The organism is Shewanella eurypsychrophilus (genome assembly GCF_007004545.3).
In the GTDB taxonomy this organism is placed as follows: domain Bacteria; phylum Pseudomonadota; class Gammaproteobacteria; order Enterobacterales; family Shewanellaceae; genus Shewanella; species Shewanella eurypsychrophilus.
This window is the reverse complement of record NZ_CP045503.2, coordinates 1547984-1566447: the sequence shown is the minus strand read 5'-3', so window position 1 is coordinate 1566447 and position 18464 is coordinate 1547984. Positions and strand designations below refer to the sequence as shown.

The following is an 18464-nucleotide window of genomic DNA, read 5'->3' as shown; positions in this document are numbered from 1 at the left end:
TAGCGTTAATTAGATATGAATTGAGGTAATACATTGCACCTGAAGCTCAAGTGCAATGCTAAATATGCAAAGATTAGAAGCTGGCTTTACCGCCAATATAGAAGCCAGAATCAAAGGTAGAATTATTGCTATTATCATACTGAAGACGGATATTTCGATACCCAGTGTACAGGGCTAAGCTTGGATTCAGTTGAAATTGGATCTTGCTGTCTACTTCATACATGCCATCGACGCTGCCAAAAGAAAGTACCGACGGAGCATAGTACCCAGAAGCTTGAAATGAAAGCTTGGAACCTAGATCCATAACATAACGACCACCAATACCCACAGCACTGCCATTTGCGCTCTCTTTAGCCCAAGCATAAGAGAATTTAGCACCTATTTCAAAATGATGAATGCCAGCGTCATGGGCAATGTGCATCGCGCCTGAGGCCAATTGGCCACCATCATTGGAGTAGATGTAGCCCAATGCGGCCGTGGCATTATTTTGTAATTTGAGGTTTACCTCTGTCGAGATCACATCATCATTAAGGCCTATGCCAAAGTCATTAGCGCTTGCTGTAACTGAGATACCCGATAGTAGGAATATACTTCCCCAAAGTTTTGCTTTCATAATTGTCTCTAAATATTCGTTTTGACAATAATATCAAACCCAAAGAAAACAACCAGTATCCAACTGTTTTAAAAAGTAAAATTCATTTTATAACACACATAATCTCAAACATTAAATAACAAGGTTAAAAGTACGAGATCATACCAACAAATCGACTAACCAAAGAAACAAGCTGTATCAAGGGTCGCGCACAATTTAAATTGTGAGCAATTCACTTGCGCAAAACTATACTTGCTGATAGATTAGCTGAAAACTTTAGGAGACTAACTATGACAACTTCCATCTATGACTTTTCGGTAAATAATATACAGGGACAGCCTGTGTCTCTTTCCGACTACAAAAACAAGGTTGTTCTAATCGTTAATACTGCCAGTGCCTGTGGTTTCACTCCGCAATATAAAGGGCTACAAGCTCTCTATGAAAAATATGGTCCGGAAAAGTTTGTCATATTAGGCTTTCCCTGCAACCAGTTCGGGGCACAAGAAAAGGGGAGTGAAAGTGAAATAGCCTCATTTTGTGAGCTTAACTTCGGCGTAAGCTTTCCCCTCTTTGAGAAAATAGAGGTCAATGGTCCAGAGGCGCATCCCCTTTATGAGTACCTCAAATCTGAGGCTAAGGGGATTTTAGGTAGCAAGGGGATCAAATGGAATTTCACCAAATTCTTAATTAATAGCCAAGGAAAGGTGTTAACACGACTTGCTTCTACCACTAAGCCTGAAGATATAGAAAAAGAGATCATTAGTTTATTAAGCTAATCAACAAGATAATTTTATCTATAAAATAAACATAAAAAACATCGTCTATTTTTTGAACTTATTCATTTTGAGAGCATCAAAGAATATGAACAGCGAAGAAGGTTTTCATGTTCATCATTCTCCCTGGGACTTCTAGCGCGGTCCCCTTGATCTTAAATGATCATCAGGCAGCCCTCTCTTGATAAAAGACTGGTGTTGCCCTTTTTTTTACTTCTTTTTCCCTCAATGAAAAAAATCTTATTTTTTCTTATCAGATAATGAACTTTTCCTGTTTCGGTGACTCATACATAGTGAACCGAATTTCTGGCTTCGACGTTTTATACTCTAATTGAGCCTTACACCGTCCAAGCCGTTTCACTGTTCATCATCATCTCCCTTTAGATACGCTTTGTATCTACTGGAAACAGTTTATCGACTGCTAGCGCTAATCGACTTTCTTGTTTCCAACTACAGATTCTGAATAAGAATTCTTATGGCTCCCCTTCTTAAGGCGGGGCCATTTTTTTATCTGGCATTTCCCAGCAGCCAACCAATACTTAGCCGAATGACAGGATCTCGAAAATAATTCAATATTTTTAATCTGGATAATGAACTAATCCAGTTAACAGGACTCTGACTATATGTAGCGAGTGCTACATGTTTTCATCATGGTTCATCACCTCCCTTTAGGACGCTCACTTGAGCCTCCAAATGAAGAGTTAAGTTTGTTTGCTAGCGCTATGCAGCTTAATTATTCATATGCAGATTCTTTATAAGAATTCTTATGGCTCCCCTTATTTGAGGCGGGGCCATTTTTTTATCTTCTTATCGCTTTAAAATTCATACCAAGAAGTACTAATCGATATGAAAACCTAGCGGTAACAGGCCCTGCACCTACAATATTCAATGATGAATTCTAATTAATCTAAGTTTTTACCCATAACGATGAACTTATCCAGATCCCATGACTCTGACTATATGTAGCAACTGCTACATGTTTTCATCATGGTTCATCACCTCCCTTTAGGACGCTCACTTGAGCCTCCAGATGAAGAGTTAAGTTTGTTTGCTAGCGCTATGCAGCTTAATCATTCATATACAGATTCTTTATAAGAATTCTTGTGGCTCCCCTTATTTGAGGCGGGGCCATTTTTTTATCTTCTTATCGCTTTAAAATTCATACCAAGAAGTACTAATCGATATGAAAACCTAGCGGTAACAGGCCCTGCACCTACAATATTCAATGATGAATTCTAATTAATCTAAGTTTTTCCCCATAACGATGAACTTATCCAGATCCCATGACTCTGACTATATGTAGCGAGTGCTACATGTTTTCATCATGGTTCATCACCTCCCTTTAGGACGCTCCCTTGAGCCTCCAAATGAAGAGTTAAGTTTGTTTGCTAGCGCTATGCAAGCTTAATCATTCATATGCAGATTCTTTATAAGAATTCTTGTGGCTCCCCTTATTTAAGGCGGGGCCATTTTTTTATCTTTTTCCGCTAGTAAATCGGCTTTCATACACCGATTAATGACATAAAAATGGGCCTTAGTTGCCTAAGACCCGTTTGCTTTCATTCATAAATTACATAAGTCGCTTACAATAGCGACTGAATGCTATTTAAGGGTGACCTTTAGCGTCACATCTTCGCTGCTAGGCATACTTTGCACCGAAACATAATACCAACCCGATGTAGGTTGATTCACAGTCACACTCTCTATCGTCCCAGAGTTAGCTGATGCGCCAGTGTTGCTGCTCGCATCAGGCCAGCTCTCGCCAACATATAACTCCAGCTCTCCAACGCCGTGTCCAGTTTCTGCCGTTAAACTCTGAGTACCGGCTGGCACATTGATATAGAAAGATGAGCGACCATTTTTGACACAGATAGGAACACCGTCACTGATGCTGCCATAATCTTGCACAGTTTCAGTAGCGCACGTGTCGGCTAATCCATTTGGCTGCTCTGACTCAACTGGCGGCTCGACTGGTGTTGTACCTGAATCAGTTAAACTCACCTTCACAGTGACACCTGAGTAGCTAGTGCCTGTGTCGATAGCAATATAACGCCAGCCACGATTAGCCACCACATGCAGACTCTCGCTGTTACCACTTAGCTCAGACTTAGATTGCGCGTTAGTTGATGACGCCCAAGTATCTGCATTAAAGTAGATGTTGGCATCTCCCTCACCACCTTGTGTTGTGATGTACAGATCTGTGTTATCAGCATCCACATAGACATAGAAACTGCCTTTGCCACCGCTGATACACTCTTCATTTTCAAGGGTCAGCTGGCCTGAAGTAATCGTCGCGACGCCACAGCTCTGCACGACACCATTATTAGGATCGTTTGGATAAGCATCGGCGTTATTACCCACGCCATCACCGTCACTGTCTAAGGTTTCAGTCGCATCATTTGGGAAAGCATCGGCATTATTACCCACGCCATCACCGTCACTGTCCAAGGTTTCCGTTGCATCGTTAGGGAAAGCATCGGCATTATTACCTACACCATCACCGTCGCTGTCCAAGGTTTCCGTTGCATCGTTAGGGAAGGCATCTGAGTTATCACCCACACCATCACCGTCGCTATCGACTGATTCAGTGGGATCATTGGGGAAGGCATCTTGTGAATCGATTACGCCGTCACCATCACTGTCCACTGGCGTCGTTTCACCACCAATGAGCTCCTGTGTGATTTCGTAATCATTACTGACGCCTTCTTCAGTCATCACAGCAACACCTAGACACTGGCCAGCAGTATTGGTGATTGCCGCACGGCGATTACCAAACCATTTCCAAGTTGAAACACTATCGTATGTTTCGCCAGTAGCTAGAGTCGTGAAACCAAAGCTCTCACTCAGATCGCCAGTTTCATTATCTACACGATAGACTCGCACTGGTGTATCGCTATTGTTAGTAAACGAGAAGTCCGCCTCAAAAGGCCCTGTTAGATGCTTATTCATCAAGTCGCAACTGCCTATGGTATTAGCGGCAGGGATAACTTCCGGCGCTGCAGCATTTACAACTATGGCTTCATCAATGACAAAGTCAGCAGTGGCATTGTTTAGTACACCCACACTTAAACAGTTCAAGCGAGCATCTGCTAGCATTATACGACGATCGCCATACCAGATATCGGATGTGTAGCTCTCACCCTTATTGAGCGTACCGTAACCAAAATCAAACCCAGTTGCCGCACTGGCATACTTAGGCTTGCCCGTCAGGTTATCGACTCTGAATAAACGAACCGGATAGTCTGTGGTGTTAGTGATAGTAAATTCATGGGATTCATCCTTGATAAGGTGAGGTCTCACTAACTCACAGCTGCCCAGCATATCTTGTTCAGGAATTGCCTCAGGCACCACATCTTTGACTAAATCTGCATCGATAGAGAAACTGTTCTGAACCGGCTCCATCACGGCAACCCCTAAACAGTTCATCGCATTATCGGTCAGCATCAGACGATCACCTTCGCTCCAACTTGAAGCTGTGTAGCTTTCACCAAGGTTTAACGTCTTATAGTTCTTGGCGAAGTTTGCCGTGCCCTTGTTGTTATCTATCCAAAACAGAGACACTGGCGTATCTGTGGTATTGGTCACCGAATACTCAGTCTTATTCGCATCGACCTTACGCACATATTGCTGAGCCAGGGCGCAACTACCTATGGTATCGGCTGCAGGGATCGCCGCAGCGGCTGGAGACACTGTTTCTGAATTTGCTAGCACAAAAGCTTCAAAACCTGCCTCTGTACGCTCCGCTACACCTTTTAATACTTCGATGTATGCCGCGTTATCACCAGCTTGCAGCGCCGCTGTGATAGAGGCGACTTCATCCGGATGCTCCTCACCCAAGTAGCGCATGGCAAAATAGCCCCATTGATACAAGTCACCATACTCATAGGACATAAATAACAGATTATACAGAGGCGGAATCGTTTCGCCCTTCAAGGCATTGAGAGTACGGGTATGCTCGGCGCCATTGGCCATATACTCAGCCATCCCCTCTGACCAGGAAACATTATAATCGAATGATCCATATGATCCCGCCTTGATGAAACGACCATCGAGGTAGTGAACATACTCATGTCTTAAATTATAAATCTGGTCGATATACTGACAAGAAGTTCCCACCCAAGAATCCGGACACTGCATGGCGATAAAGCGCGCCTGATTACCGACATTCTCCGGCGTACCTTCGAGGTACATACCACCGTTATCTGTGCTGATCCCAAAAAACTCAGGGGCATATTTTTCATAATCTTCAGGACTGGCAAACGCCACCACTTCGATGACATCGTTCTGATCGCCAGTGACTGGCACGCCGCCTGTATTAAAGAAGTTATGGAACTCTGTCTCTTGCAGAGCAATATCGGCACAAGACTGGATTAACGTTGCCTGGCTAATACTAGATTGCGCGCGGATAACCACCTTATCGGTACACTCATGGCGTACAGTTAAGATATCTTCCTCTTTAGGTGGCACGACGCAGCTGCCGAACAAGGGATCGCTCGCTTCACACTGACGGCCCGCTGACTCTAAGTAGTTCTTAGTCACTATGGTCTCAGTGGTTTCAACCGAGATAATCTGGATCACCTTGCCATGAACCTCTAGGATGCTGCTATCGAAACGCGCCTTAGCCTCGTCGGTGGCTATGCTCGAGATCTTACCCAGAGCGATAAAGGTATGGGGTAAGATCCATTTCCTATCGGCTTCGGTGGACCATTTCATGTCCAGTGAGGTTTCACCTAGAAAGGCAAATGAGCGCATCACAGAAAGCACATCCAGCATATTGCTGTTATAGGCAGATTTGACCGCCCCATCACCATAGTACGCGGCAGAACCTATGGCACCGAGTAGCGCCATTGTCGCATCACCGGCATTGGTAGCGCCAAAAGGATTTGTCTGTTTAGAGTAATATTGAATCGTCGCTAACAGATGTGGCAGTTGGTCTTTAAAATAAGCCGCACCAGCACCACGCTCAAAATTATTCAGTGCCTTGGCATAGCCTTCTTGGATAACGCCGCCATCAGTGCTTAAAAAGCCAGTCATACTCGCAACCGCTTGCAGTGCGATACTCAGCTTAGCCGCCTCAGCATCCGACATCGCAGGGGCGTAATACTTATACGACCCCAAGAAATAAAGCAGTTGATTCAAATCTGGATCGGTCAGATCGTTAGTGCTAGCCAGGTAATGAACTGCATCGCTCACATCATCAATAGGGTCATTTACACCACTGGCAATACCTTCAAAATCACTGTAGCTTGCCGCCAAAATGCTTGGGATCACATTGCCGTATTGTGCTTTTGATGAAATAGATGGCACTGGAAGGTCGACAAGAATGTTAGTGTCGAAAACAATATAGTCACCCATTGGCGGAGGTACATCGCCACCAGTCACTGTGACTTCTAAAGTGGTTTCTTGTATGTTGCCATTAATCTTAAAGTAACGAGAGCCTGCACGGGATACAAAGGAGATCGACTCATCATTAGTGCTGTTGGTAGTACTACTTAGCTCAACATTTCCGCTCCAGTCATCACCATCGTAAAGCAGAATATCGGCATCACTGCCATTAAAAGTACCACCAGATGTGGTAATGGTGACATTGCTGTTTTCATAGGGCACATTCACATAGAAATAATGACCATAATCGGTAATGCAATGAGCTTGATTAGCGGGTACTTCCCCTTGGCGTTCTAAGGTTTTAGTGCCACACATCTCGGCCGCTTGCACTGAGGGAGCGTATAGCACACCTAGATTAAGGGTAAGTAAGATAGCGCTAGCTAGAATAGACTTTTTGGAAGATATACTATTTATTGGTTTTATAATGTTTCTCATAGGGTTTACCTCATGCAACGGCGTCAGCTTATCGCTGGACATACTATTCATATAAGTAAAAGACACTTTAGATCTACGATGCGACCTGTAGATATTCCTTTAACTGCACACATCAACGTGGGCAGGTGTCCTTAATAATCCATCTCTATTTGTTGGTTTTGCCTTCTGTTTTTACTAAACAGTATTTATTGTTAATAAAATGTTTCTTTTTATTTCTACTGTATATTGCATGCAATAATCAAGTGTTAGTGAAAATTTATCATCTTGCCATTGCGGAGGTATTGAGATGGAAAATAGAAAGAAAAGTAGATGTTGCACGGATTTCAGACAAATACATAAATTGAAAAACAACATTATTGCTGTTAATAAAATGTTTAGCATTGGCACTTTTTCAACTGAAAAACCCATGCTGAACTATAATAATGAGTAACGTCATCATGGTTTTCAGAGGTAATACTATGACTATTTCAACTCGATTAAATGAGTACCTACAGGTGAATGAAGTTAATTATGATCTGGTTCCTCACCCTCATAGCTTTAACTCGCTCAGCTCTGCAATTGCTGCTCAGGTTTCTCCCTCTCAGCTCGCCAAAGCCGTTATTTTAGAAGATCACGAAGGGCGAAAAATGATGGCTGTGCTTCCTGCAAATCATAAGATCAGCCTGGGAGCGTTAGGTGAAAAGTTAAATCGGGATCTACATTTGATGAAGGAGCAAGCGGTTTATCAGATGTTTAATGATTGTGAGAACGGAGCCATTCCACCATTGGGCGGCGCCTACAACTTGGAAGCCGTTTATGACGATCTCTTAGTCGATGCCAAAGAGGTCTACTTTGAAGCAGGCGATCACAACAGCTTAGTGCACATAAGCCGTAAAGATTTTGTGAAGCTAATCAAAGATGCCAAGCATTTAAGGTTCAGTCATCAAAACATTCATTAACAGAGCTTGAGCACTCTAGCGACAGCCAGAAGCAGAATACTCACTCCAAATGCTTAAAGTGAGTATTCTGAATAAAAGAACTTGTTTAAGCACTTAATCAAAGCAATATAGCTGGCGCTTATATTTAGCCGCAGAACTGAACCAGTCGAATCGCTGCTGACTCGCTAACTGCTCCATTGCTCGCCATTTATCTCCATTAAAATCTTCAAGAGCATCAGAGAAGCGCAGCTGTAAATTTTCAGCTTGCTTGGCTAAGCAGTTACCAGAAAATAGATAACCGGTCTCATTGTCAGCCACCGTGTCTCGCAAGCCCCCCACCCCATGAACTAAACAGATTTGTCCCGCCTTCATCGCGAGCATCTGACTGATCCCACAAGGCTCGAAAGAGCTTGGCATCATAAAGAGGTCACCATTTTGATACAGTGCATCCGACACAGCCTCATCATAGCCGTTGAGGAATATGAAGTTGGCATATCTGGCAGCAATAGCACTGAATTCACCGGCGATCTCAGCATCTCCGCTGCCCAGAAGAATGAATAACCCCTCTGGGTGAGCCAAAGCTAGAGCCTGCAATATAGACTCAAGCACTGTGACTCGCTGGCCATCAGCCTGCAAGACTGTCTGGCGCAAGATAAGCACTTTCTGATCCGTCAGCCTACCGACTGAAGTCACTAGCATGCTTGGGCTTTTCATCTTATTCATCAGCGGCTTATTCAATAACTTCTTGTCTGATGACTGAAGATGAGATGAATGCATATCTTTAGACCGTCCGCCACATCGCCACAAGCTAGCAATGCGTGTCAGGGCTATCAGGTCGCAACTGGCAACCCATTGCTTATCTCCCTGCCAGCGCAATAGTGCCAACTCCACCTGTTCCAGCAACCTAAGCCAGATATCATCTTTATTGGCTATGCTTTGATCTTCCCTGCATTTGTCCTGTGAATTATTGGGCTCGGTAGCACTCACTTTCTTCTTAGCCGCTGCGCCATACACACAGGCATTTAATATGCCCACCAGCGCACCTGAGTCTTGTTTACGCTGCAGATCTGCCTCCAGACCTTCGCCTCCAAAGAAGCCAGCATGATGATCAGAGGGGTGCAATACTTCATCGGCGTAAGTTGGTGATACTAGGTGTACCTTAGCGCACAGGTTAATGCCGACTCTCATGGGGTTGATACAATGGGGGTAGCGGGGATCGATCACAGAATCAAACTGTTCAGAAGATAGTTTTTCCAGTAATCCGGGATACCAGGCACTCATAGAAGAGGCGTCATCTCTGAGTGGGCGTATCCCCTGTATCGCTAAGTTGTGTATGGTGTAAACACAGGGGATAGTCGAAATATTCTGGAAATATTCATCGTACTGAGCCAATAGGGCAAACATGGCGCAGTGCCAATCATGAAGATGTATCAAGTCTGGCATCGGCAAGACTTGCTCATTGATTGCCGTCGCCACACAGAGGCAAAACAGGGCAAACTTATTAGCATCCTCTGCGAAGGGACGCGCGTCACTGCCTTGGCTATAGATCTCCTGAGGCTTGCCTTTACACACGCCATCTTGAACGTCGATGAAATAGATCACCGCGCCCTCAACGTCCGGATGAGGAGTAGTTAGCAGAGCGACACTCTGCCTGGCACCGCCAAAATCCACACTAAATTCAGCAAGCTTAGTGGCGTTGACTGAGCCAGCGAGAAAACCATAACTTGGCATAATCACATCGGCCATCACACCTTGCTGAGCCAAAGCGGCCGGGAGATCACGGATAACATCCGCCATCCCCCCCACTTTAGCCCTTGGTATCGAGCCGTTCTCGGCGGCTAACATCAATACTCTTTTCAATGTTCTTTCCTTATCCACTACAAAATAAAGTGTAAAATAAAGCGCGGGATCAGTTACAGAGACTCACTCATAGCCTACAGGCAGGCCCAACATGTCTCTGGTCACTAGCACCACACCTTTCTCCGAGACCCTGAAGCCTCTTTTTCTGTCGTGGGCATGGTCATAGCCAATCACAGTACCTTCAGGAATGATGCAACCACGATCTAAGATCGCATTCTTAACTTTGCAGTGTCGCTGTATCACCACATCGGGCAGGATCACCGAGCCTTCTACTTCTGAATAGGAGCAGACTCGCACCTCATTGAACAACACACTCCTGCGCACCTTTGCCCCAGAAATGATGCAGCCACCAGACACAATAGAATCTAAGGCCATGCCTCGCCTGTCATCATCATCGAAGACAAACTTGGCCGGCGGAAGTTGCTCCTGATACGTCCAGATAGGCCACTTAGCATCGTATAGGTTTAACGGAGGCGTTGGAGATAGCAGCTCCATGTTGGCTTGCCAGAATGAATCAAGCGTGCCCACATCACGCCAGTAGGCCTTCTGGTCGTCAAAGTCACCGCAAAATGGATAGGCGAATACGTCATGGTCTTGGATAATAGAAGGGATAATATCTTTACCAAAATCTCGCTCAGAGTTTTCATTCATGGCATCTTTTTTTAGCTGCTCAAACAAAAACTCAGTATTGAAAACATAATTTCCCATGGAGGCTAAACACGATTCTGGGTTATCAGGCAGGTGTTTAGGCACTTCAGGCTTCTCCTCGAAACCTAAGATGCGCTGGGTTTCATCGACCTGCACCACACCGAAAGACCCGGCGGCCTCGGCAACCGGCACCTCTAAACAAGAAACCGTCATATCAGCCCCGGACTCGGCATGGGCGGCGAGTATTCCAGCATAATCCATACGATAGACATGATCCCCCGATAAAATCATCACGTACTTAGGCAACTCGTGGCGGATGATATCCATATTTTGAAACACCGCATCGGCCGTGCCCTGATACCAGTTTTCCGAGTGACGCTGAGAGGCGGGTAATATCTCTACCGATTCACCTAATTCCTTCTTAAAATGACCCCAGCCTCGCATGACATGACGAATGAGTGAATGAGATTTATATTGTGTCACCACGCCAACACGGCGAATACCTGAGTTAATACAGTTCGATAGGGGAAAATCTATGATCCTAAACTTACCACCAAAATAGATCGACGGTTTCGCGCGCCATTCAGTTAACTCATGCAATCGGGAGCCTCTGCCCCCGGCTAAGATAATCGCATAAGTATCACGGGTTAAATTACTGATATAACGTGGACTCGGGTTAGGCATCTGTACTCGCTCCTTGAGATTCATTGCATAAGGTTAATTGGCTGTCACTGTTCAACGTTTGTTTTATTGGCTCAATTATCGCGACTTCGGGGTACAACATATTCAAACCCTCTATATTGAAAACATCACTAAAACGGGTAAATCGAGCGACCACAGTTAAGCTTTCCATATTTCATCACGGTAAGCAGAAATGGTGACATCACTTGAAAAACGGCCACTGCATGCAGTGTTACGTATGCTCATTTGGGTCCAACTATCATTGTCTTTATAGGCACTGGCGGCTCGCTGCTGCGCGAGTCGATAGGATTCAAAATCAGCAGCCGTCATCCAAGGATCGGTTGGCGACTTGATGCTATCTATGATGCTGTCAAAAATGCCTGGTTCGAGTAAATTAAAGTGGCCACTTTCCAGCAATGCCATGACTTGCTTCAAAGCTGGAGACTCATTGATGAACTGGCTAGGTTGGTAATCTTGCTGCAGTGAATTGACTTGGCTGGCATTTAAACCAAACAGGAAGAAGTTGTCCTCGCCCACCTCTTCGAGCATCTCAATATTGGCACCGTCAAGGGTGCCGATGGTCAGTGCGCCATTCATCATAAACTTCATGTTGCCCGTACCAGACGCTTCTTTTCCTGCGGTAGAAATTTGTTGAGATAAGTCCGTTGCCGGACAGATTTTCTCCATGGCGCTGACGTTATAATTTGGCAAAAAGGCAAACCTGAGATAGGGCGAGACTTCTGGATCAGAATTGACCATATGAGCGACATTGCTGGCGAGCTTGATTAACAGCTTAGCCATGGCATAACCCGGCGCCGCTTTACCACCGATCAGCACACATCTGGGAACCAATGCACCTGTATTACCTTGCAAGATCTGGTGATACAGGTGAATGACATGCAATATATTGAGGAGCTGACGCTTATATTCATGAATGCGCTTAACGTGCACATCAAACATCATTTCAGGCTCAAACTCGACGCCACACTCTTTGGCTATCATCAGAGATAATTCACGCTTATTGGCCTGCTTCACCTCGCGCCACTCATCAATCAGCGCACTATCTTCGGTGAACGCACTCAGGGCATGTAGATGTTGCAAGTCCCTCACCCATTCGTGCCCCAAACGTTTAGTCAGTAAAGCTGCCAGTCTAGGGTTACAGTGAGCCAACCAACGTCTCGGCGTTACGCCATTAGTTTTGTTATTGAATTTTTCTGGCCAAAGCTCATAGAAATGTTTGAACAGACCCGATGTCAGCAGCTGAGTATGCAAGCCTGCGACCCCATTGACTGAAAAGCTGGCAACGATGGCAAGATAGGCCATACGCACATGGGGCTCATCACCCTCTTCGATGATCGACATCTTGGCCAGCATGTCAGCATCTCCTGGCCAGTGATGAGCCACATCATCGAGATAGCGCGCATTGATCTCGTAGATGATCTCTAACACTCTCGGGAGCATCTGCTCGAACATACGCACAGGCCAACGCTCTAACGCTTCGGGGAGCAAGGTGTGATTGGTATAAGCCATGATATTAGTGGTTATTTCCCAGGCTTTATCCCACTCCAGAGCATAATGGTCCACCAGCAAACGCATCAGCTCAGGTACGGCAACACTGGGGTGAGTGTCATTGAGCTGCATCACATTGGCGCTATCGAAGCCACTAAAATCGGTGCCATTTTGCCTAACCCAGTTATTGAGCAAGTCTTGCAGAGTCGCAGAGGACAAGAAGTACTGCTGCCTTAACCTAAGCTCCTTACCGTTCTCACTGGCATCGTTGGGATAAAGCACCATAGTGATCTGTTCAGCTAGGTTTTTTCTGGCAACCGCTTCGGTATAATCTCCCTGATTAAACTCGGCTAAATCAAAATCATCGGTGGCTTCTGACTTCCACAATCTCAGGGTGTTGATACGGCCATTGCGGTAACCTGGTATCGGCATATCATAGGCAACCGCCTTCACATCTTGAGTATCCACCCAAGTGACGTGCCGTCTGCCTAATTTGTCGAGATAGCTTTCTGTATGTCCAAAGAAGGGCACGGTGACATTATGATTGGGCACCCTGACTTCCCAAGGGTTACCATCTTTAAGCCAACGATCGGGACGCTCTACCTGATATCCATCGACAATTCTCTGGGCAAACATGCCGTACTCGTAACGGATCCCATAGCCTGTCACAGCAAGATCTAAACTCGCGCAGCTATCGAGAAAGCAGGCCGCGAGTCGACCTAAACCTCCATTGCCGAGACCTGCATCACGCTCTAAACTTTCAAGAGACTCTAAAGTTTCAAAAGATTCTAAATCGACGGCATACTGGCTTAAGGCTTCACGGCTCTCATCGGTTAGGTCCAAATTCAGCAAGGCATTGCCTAATGCGCGTCCCATCAAGAACTCTAGCGACAGATAAGCGACTTGCTTAGTCTGATATTGGCAGTCTTTAGCACGGGTCTGTCGCCAGTTGCCGAGCATCAGCTCTTTCACGCTGGATGCTAAGGCATGAAACAAGTCATGCTGGGCATACTCTTCCTGACCCAGACCATTATTCATATAACGACTCAGGGAAGCCGATAGAGAGTCACAAGGCTCGCAATTCTGAATCTGCTCTTTGACTTCATCATTAACCTCTTTCGACTTATCCGATGGCTTATCCGATGGTCTATCTTGGGACACTCGTTGACGCTTAGGGGTACTAACACTCATTAACAGGCTCCTTAAATTCGGCATAAAACAACATCAGGCTTCGGTCTTGTAGGCGATATAACGGATTTGAATTCGTAGAAATTAAGACTGACTCAGGGTTTAGTTCACAGTCTTGAGTGTGTAACAGACAACGCCAGGGAGACAGGTTATCGAGCTCAGGTAAACAGAAATCCAGACTTTGCTCATCGGTATTAAGCATCAAGAGAAGTGCTTGGCGACAACCCTTTTGCGCCTCAAGTTCACCACTGATCACTAGGCTTAAACTTCGAGTCAGGGTTTCACTCCACAAGGATTTGGTCATCACTAGCCCCTGACGACAAAACCAGTCGAGACCAGGTTCATCCATATTGGCGCCTTCATGTATGTATCGGCGATGACAAAGCAGAGGGAAACGTTTTCTGAGGAGAATTAACTTGCGGGTAAACTGCAGTAGCTCATTACTGCTGATATCTTGTTGCCACTCATGCCAGCTCAGCCTATTGTCCTGGCAATAGGCGTTATTGTTGCCTGACTGAGAGTGACCGACTTCGTCTCCGGCCAGCAACATAGGCACACCTTGGGACAAAAACAGCGTCGTGAGTATGTTGCGGCACTGCCTTGCTCTTAAACTATTGATATCAGAGTCATCCGTGGCACCTTCGACACCATAGTTATGACTGAAGTTTGCCTGATGACCGTCTCGATTCTCTTCGCCATTCGCCTCGTTATGTCTCAGGCTGTAACTGACAAGATCCATCAAGGAGAAGCCATCATGACTGGTGACAAAGTTAATACTGGCCGCCGGCGGCCTGCCTGAATGTTCAAATAGATCACTGGAACCGTGAAAACGCCTGGCAAATTCAGGTAAGATCCCAGCATCACCACGCCAGAAACGGCGAATGGTATCGCGATACCTATCATTCCATTCGCTCCAGCCGATGGGAAATTGTCCCAACTGATAGCCACCCGGACCTATGTCCCAAGGCTCAGCAATCAAGCGGATCTGGCTTAGCACAGGATCTTGAGCTAAGGCATCGAAGAAGCCGGAACCGATATCGAAACCATAGGCTTCACGGCCCATACAGGTCGCTAAATCGAAACGAAAACCATCCACGCCCATCACTTCCACCCAATAGCGCAGCGAGTCCATCACCAATTGCAGTACATTGGGGTGGGCAATATTGAGCGTGTTACCGCAACCGGTATCATTGATGTAATATCTAGGTTCACTGGGACTCAAACGGTAGTAACTTAGATTATCTATGCCTCTGAAACTGTAAGTCGGACCGAGGCGATTCCCCTCGGCGGTATGGTTATAAACCACATCTAAGATCACTTCGATGCCCGCCTTATGAAATGCTTCCACCATATGACGGAACTCAAAAACATCATCACCACTTAAATAAGCCTGATGGGGTGCAAAGAAGCCTATGCTGTTGTAGCCCCAATAATTACTCAGTTGCTTCTCTTGTAAAAACGGCTCATCGAAGAAACTCTGCACCGGCATCAACTCGACGCAGGTGATCCCAAGGTTGGTGAGGTAGCTTATCGATTCAGGGCTGGCGAGCCCGGCGAAGGTGCCTCTGCGGTGTTTGGCAATATCTGGATGCAGCTGAGTAAATCCTTTAACGTGCAGTTCATAGATGATGCTTCGGCGCAGTGAAAGTGACACCTCCTCCTGGCTATAACTTTTCTGCACAGGAAGTACAGGTGCTAGATGGCGATGATCCACAACCCGGCACTTTGGCATACTGGCAGCATTATCACTGGTATCGAAAGACAAGTCGGCTTCAATACCATCGAGTTGATACCCATAATGGCTTGGATTATCACGGCACTCACCCACCAGCTGTTTAGCATAAGGGTCGAGCAGGAGTTTGTTGGCATTGAACCTGTGCCCTGACAGCGGCTGAAATAAACCGTCGACGCGATATCCATATAACAGGCCTTCTCTCGCACCTTCAAGATAGCCATGCCAGACATGTTGCGACTTACGCGGCAAGATGAAACGTGCGATTTCATCATTGCCATGCTCATCGAAGATACACAGAGTGACCTGGGTTCCATGGGCCGAGAACAGGGCAAAGTTAACCCCTGTATCATCGACGCTCGCCCCTAATGGATAAGGCTTACCGTTAGAGAGCTTCATCTTGCTCACCAGTCTTCGCTGACCCTATGGCTAAGCGAGTCGCTGAATTCGCGTCTGAGTCGCGTGTTAATTGAGCCGACGATAACACTAAGCACCCCAGAGGCGGCACAGTGATTTGACTACTATAAGCCAGGTTTTGATATGGCAACTCCTCGGCCAATATCACCCCAGTATTCCCCACCCCACTGCCACCATAATACTCACTATCGCTATTGAGCAGCTCTCGGTATTCGGTGCCCAATGGCAAGCCGATACGAAAACCATGGTGAACCTGAGGCGTCATATTGACGACAAATATCAGGTGCTCGTCAGCAGACTCGCCATAACGAACAAAACTAAACACACTCGCCTGGTCATTATCGCAATCGAGCCATTGAAACTTATCAGCCTGAGTATCTTGGCTGTAAAGCGAAGGCTGGCTTAGATACAGGTGATTAAGATCTTTCACCCAGGCCTGCAACCCTTGATGGGGCGCATACTGCAGCAGATGCCAATCTAGGCTCCGCTCGTGGCTCCACTCGTCTCTTTGGCCGAACTCATTGCCCATAAACATCAGCTTCTTACCTGGGTGTCCCCACATGAAGCCAAAATATGCCCGTAGGCTGGCAAACTTCTGCCAATCATCACCCGGCACCTTGTGCAGCAATGACCCCTTGCCATGAACCACCTCATCGTGACTCAGAGACAAGATAAATTGCTCGCTGAAACAATACATCAAGCTAAAAGTCAGCTCGTTATGATGATGGTTCCTGTGAATGGGATCTCGCCCTAGGTAGCGCAGGCTGTCGTTCATCCAGCCCATATTCCACTTGAAGCCAAAACCTAAGCCGGACTCATCGACCCGCTTAGTCACCCCCGGCCAGGCCGTAGATTCTTCGGCGATCATCACGATCCCAGGAAATGCCTGATATAAACGCTGGTTAAGGCTCTGCAGGAAGCTAATCGCCTCCAGATTTTCACGGCCTCCCTGAGCATTGGGCAGCCACTGCCCGGGCTCGCGGCTGTAATCTAGATATAACATCGAGGAAACGGCATCGATACGCAGACCATCGAAGTGGAATTCATCGAGCCAATAGCAAGCATTACTCAGCAGATAGCTTTGTACTTCGCCGCGGCCGTAGTTATAGATCAAGGTATCCCAGTCAGGATGCTCGCCCCGTCTGGGGTCTTGATGTTCGTACAAGCTAGTGCCATCAAACTGCGCCAAGCCATGGGGATCTTTGGGAAAATGTGCCGCCACCCAGTCCAAGATCACGGCCAGTCCCGCCCGATGACAGGCATCGACAAAGGCCTTTAAACCTAATGCATCGCCGAATCTATGGGTCGGTGCGTATAGACCCACTGGCTGATAGCCCCAAGAGCCATCGAAAGGATATTCACTGATGGGCATTAGCTGCAGATGAGTAAAGCCCATCTCTTTGACATAGGGGATCAGCTGCTCTATGAGTTCTTGATAATTCAGATAAAACTCACCCTCATCCCCTTGACGTCGCCAAGAAGCAAGATGAACCTCATAGGTGGAGATGGCTTGGTGATGCCATTGCTGAGCCTCTCGATACGCCAACCACTCTTGGTCTTGCCAGTTAAACTCTTGCTTAAGGGGGATCAAGGAAGCATTGCCCGGTGCGGCTTGCATGGCTTTAGCATAGGGATCTGATTTCTCTATGCGCTCACAATGCTCAGATATCAACTCAAACTTATAATGCGCTTGCTCATTGACATGGGGAATGAATATCTCCCATATACCATTGGCTAAGTGCTGGCGCATCACATGTCGAGCTCCGTCCCAATGATTAAAGTCTCCCACCACTGACACGCGCTTGGCATTTGGAGCCCACACACAGAAATTCACCCCCTCTACGCCCTGATGTTGTTGCCAACTCGCCCCCAACAAATGATACGCCTGCTCTAAGTGCCCCTCACCAAACAGATAAACGTCATCTTGATTGAGTAAGCTAGGAAACTGATAGGGGTCGATGATCTCTTCGACGCTCAAGGGATACTCGACCCGTAACTTATACAGAAAAGGTTTCACTCTTCTGCCAATCACCCCAGCAAACAGACCGGTCTCACTGACGCGTTCTAGGCTGGCAAGTTTACGTCCATCCTTAAGGTTAAGCACCTCGACACTGAGGGCTCCGGGTAATAAACAGCGGACCACCAACTGCTTTTTAACCTGAACCGATTTAGCTTTGGCTTGCTTGCCATTAGTGTTTTTTATCGGCGTATCACTCGGGGTTTCCACTAGATGCATACCTAACAAGGAAAACACATCGCAATATTCACCATTTAGCAGCGCAACATCGGCGCCGTGATGAAAGTGAGGGACATTTTGAGTCATCATT

General features: G+C 46.3%; 10 protein-coding genes. 2 read left to right on the top strand and 8 right to left on the bottom strand.

Going from position 1 to position 18464, the window contains the following annotated elements; translation table 11 throughout:
* Nucleotides 1-73: 73 nt before the first annotated feature.
* The gene (locus FM038_RS06565) at nucleotides 74-613 is read right to left on the bottom strand and encodes a YfaZ family outer membrane protein (protein ID WP_142872511.1); all 540 of its coding nucleotides are present in this window, start codon (nucleotides 611-613) and stop codon (nucleotides 74-76) included.
* Nucleotides 614-882: 269 nt separating this feature from the next.
* On the opposite strand from FM038_RS06565, the gene FM038_RS06560 reads away from it, so the two are divergent.
* Entirely contained in the window at nucleotides 883-1368 is a 486-nt protein-coding gene (locus tag FM038_RS06560; RefSeq protein ID WP_142872510.1) for a glutathione peroxidase, read from the top strand.
* Nucleotides 1369-2967: 1599 nt separating this feature from the next.
* Here the strand turns inward: FM038_RS06560 and FM038_RS06555 are convergent.
* Nucleotides 2968-7185 carry a collagenase gene (locus FM038_RS06555; RefSeq protein WP_142872509.1) on the bottom strand — a complete coding sequence of 1406 codons (4218 nt, stop codon included), beginning with the start codon at nucleotides 7183-7185 and terminating at the stop codon, nucleotides 2968-2970.
* Nucleotides 7186-7643: 458 nt separating this feature from the next.
* On the opposite strand from FM038_RS06555, the gene FM038_RS06550 reads away from it, so the two are divergent.
* Nucleotides 7644-8123 (top strand): aminoacyl-tRNA deacylase, encoded by a 480-nt coding sequence (locus tag FM038_RS06550; RefSeq protein ID WP_142872508.1) that lies wholly within the window; start codon nucleotides 7644-7646, stop codon nucleotides 8121-8123.
* Between the two features lie 93 nt (nucleotides 8124-8216).
* Here the strand turns inward: FM038_RS06550 and FM038_RS06545 are convergent, their stop codons facing one another.
* From FM038_RS06545 to glgB, 6 genes are all read right to left on the bottom strand, one after another.
* Nucleotides 8217-9947, bottom strand: a complete 1731-nt coding sequence (locus FM038_RS06545) for a glycogen synthase (RefSeq protein WP_142872954.1) — start codon at nucleotides 9945-9947, stop codon at nucleotides 8217-8219.
* Nucleotides 9948-10025: 78 nt separating this feature from the next.
* On the bottom strand, nucleotides 10026-11294 hold the full coding sequence (glgC, locus tag FM038_RS06540) for a glucose-1-phosphate adenylyltransferase (protein WP_142872507.1): 1269 nt from the start codon (nucleotides 11292-11294) through the stop codon (nucleotides 10026-10028).
* The gene (locus FM038_RS06535; protein ID WP_185965766.1) at nucleotides 11287-11463 is read right to left on the bottom strand and encodes a hypothetical protein; all 177 of its coding nucleotides are present in this window, start codon (nucleotides 11461-11463) and stop codon (nucleotides 11287-11289) included. Before FM038_RS06535 ends, glgC begins: the two co-directional genes overlap by 8 nt.
* Nucleotides 11451-13991: a glycogen/starch/alpha-glucan phosphorylase gene (locus FM038_RS06530; protein ID WP_142872506.1), complete on the bottom strand. Its 2541-nt coding sequence runs from the start codon at nucleotides 13989-13991 to the stop codon at nucleotides 11451-11453. Before FM038_RS06530 ends, FM038_RS06535 begins: the two co-directional genes overlap by 13 nt.
* Nucleotides 13981-16119 (bottom strand): glycogen debranching protein GlgX, encoded by a 2139-nt coding sequence (glgX, locus tag FM038_RS06525; protein WP_142872505.1) that lies wholly within the window; start codon nucleotides 16117-16119, stop codon nucleotides 13981-13983. The genes FM038_RS06530 and glgX overlap by 11 nt, the downstream gene beginning before the upstream one ends.
* Complete coding sequence (gene glgB / locus FM038_RS06520) at nucleotides 16106-18463, bottom strand: 1,4-alpha-glucan branching protein GlgB (RefSeq protein WP_142872504.1); 2358 nt, start codon at nucleotides 18461-18463, stop codon at nucleotides 16106-16108. Before glgB ends, glgX begins: the two co-directional genes overlap by 14 nt.
* Between the last annotated feature and the right edge of the window lies 1 nt (nucleotide 18464).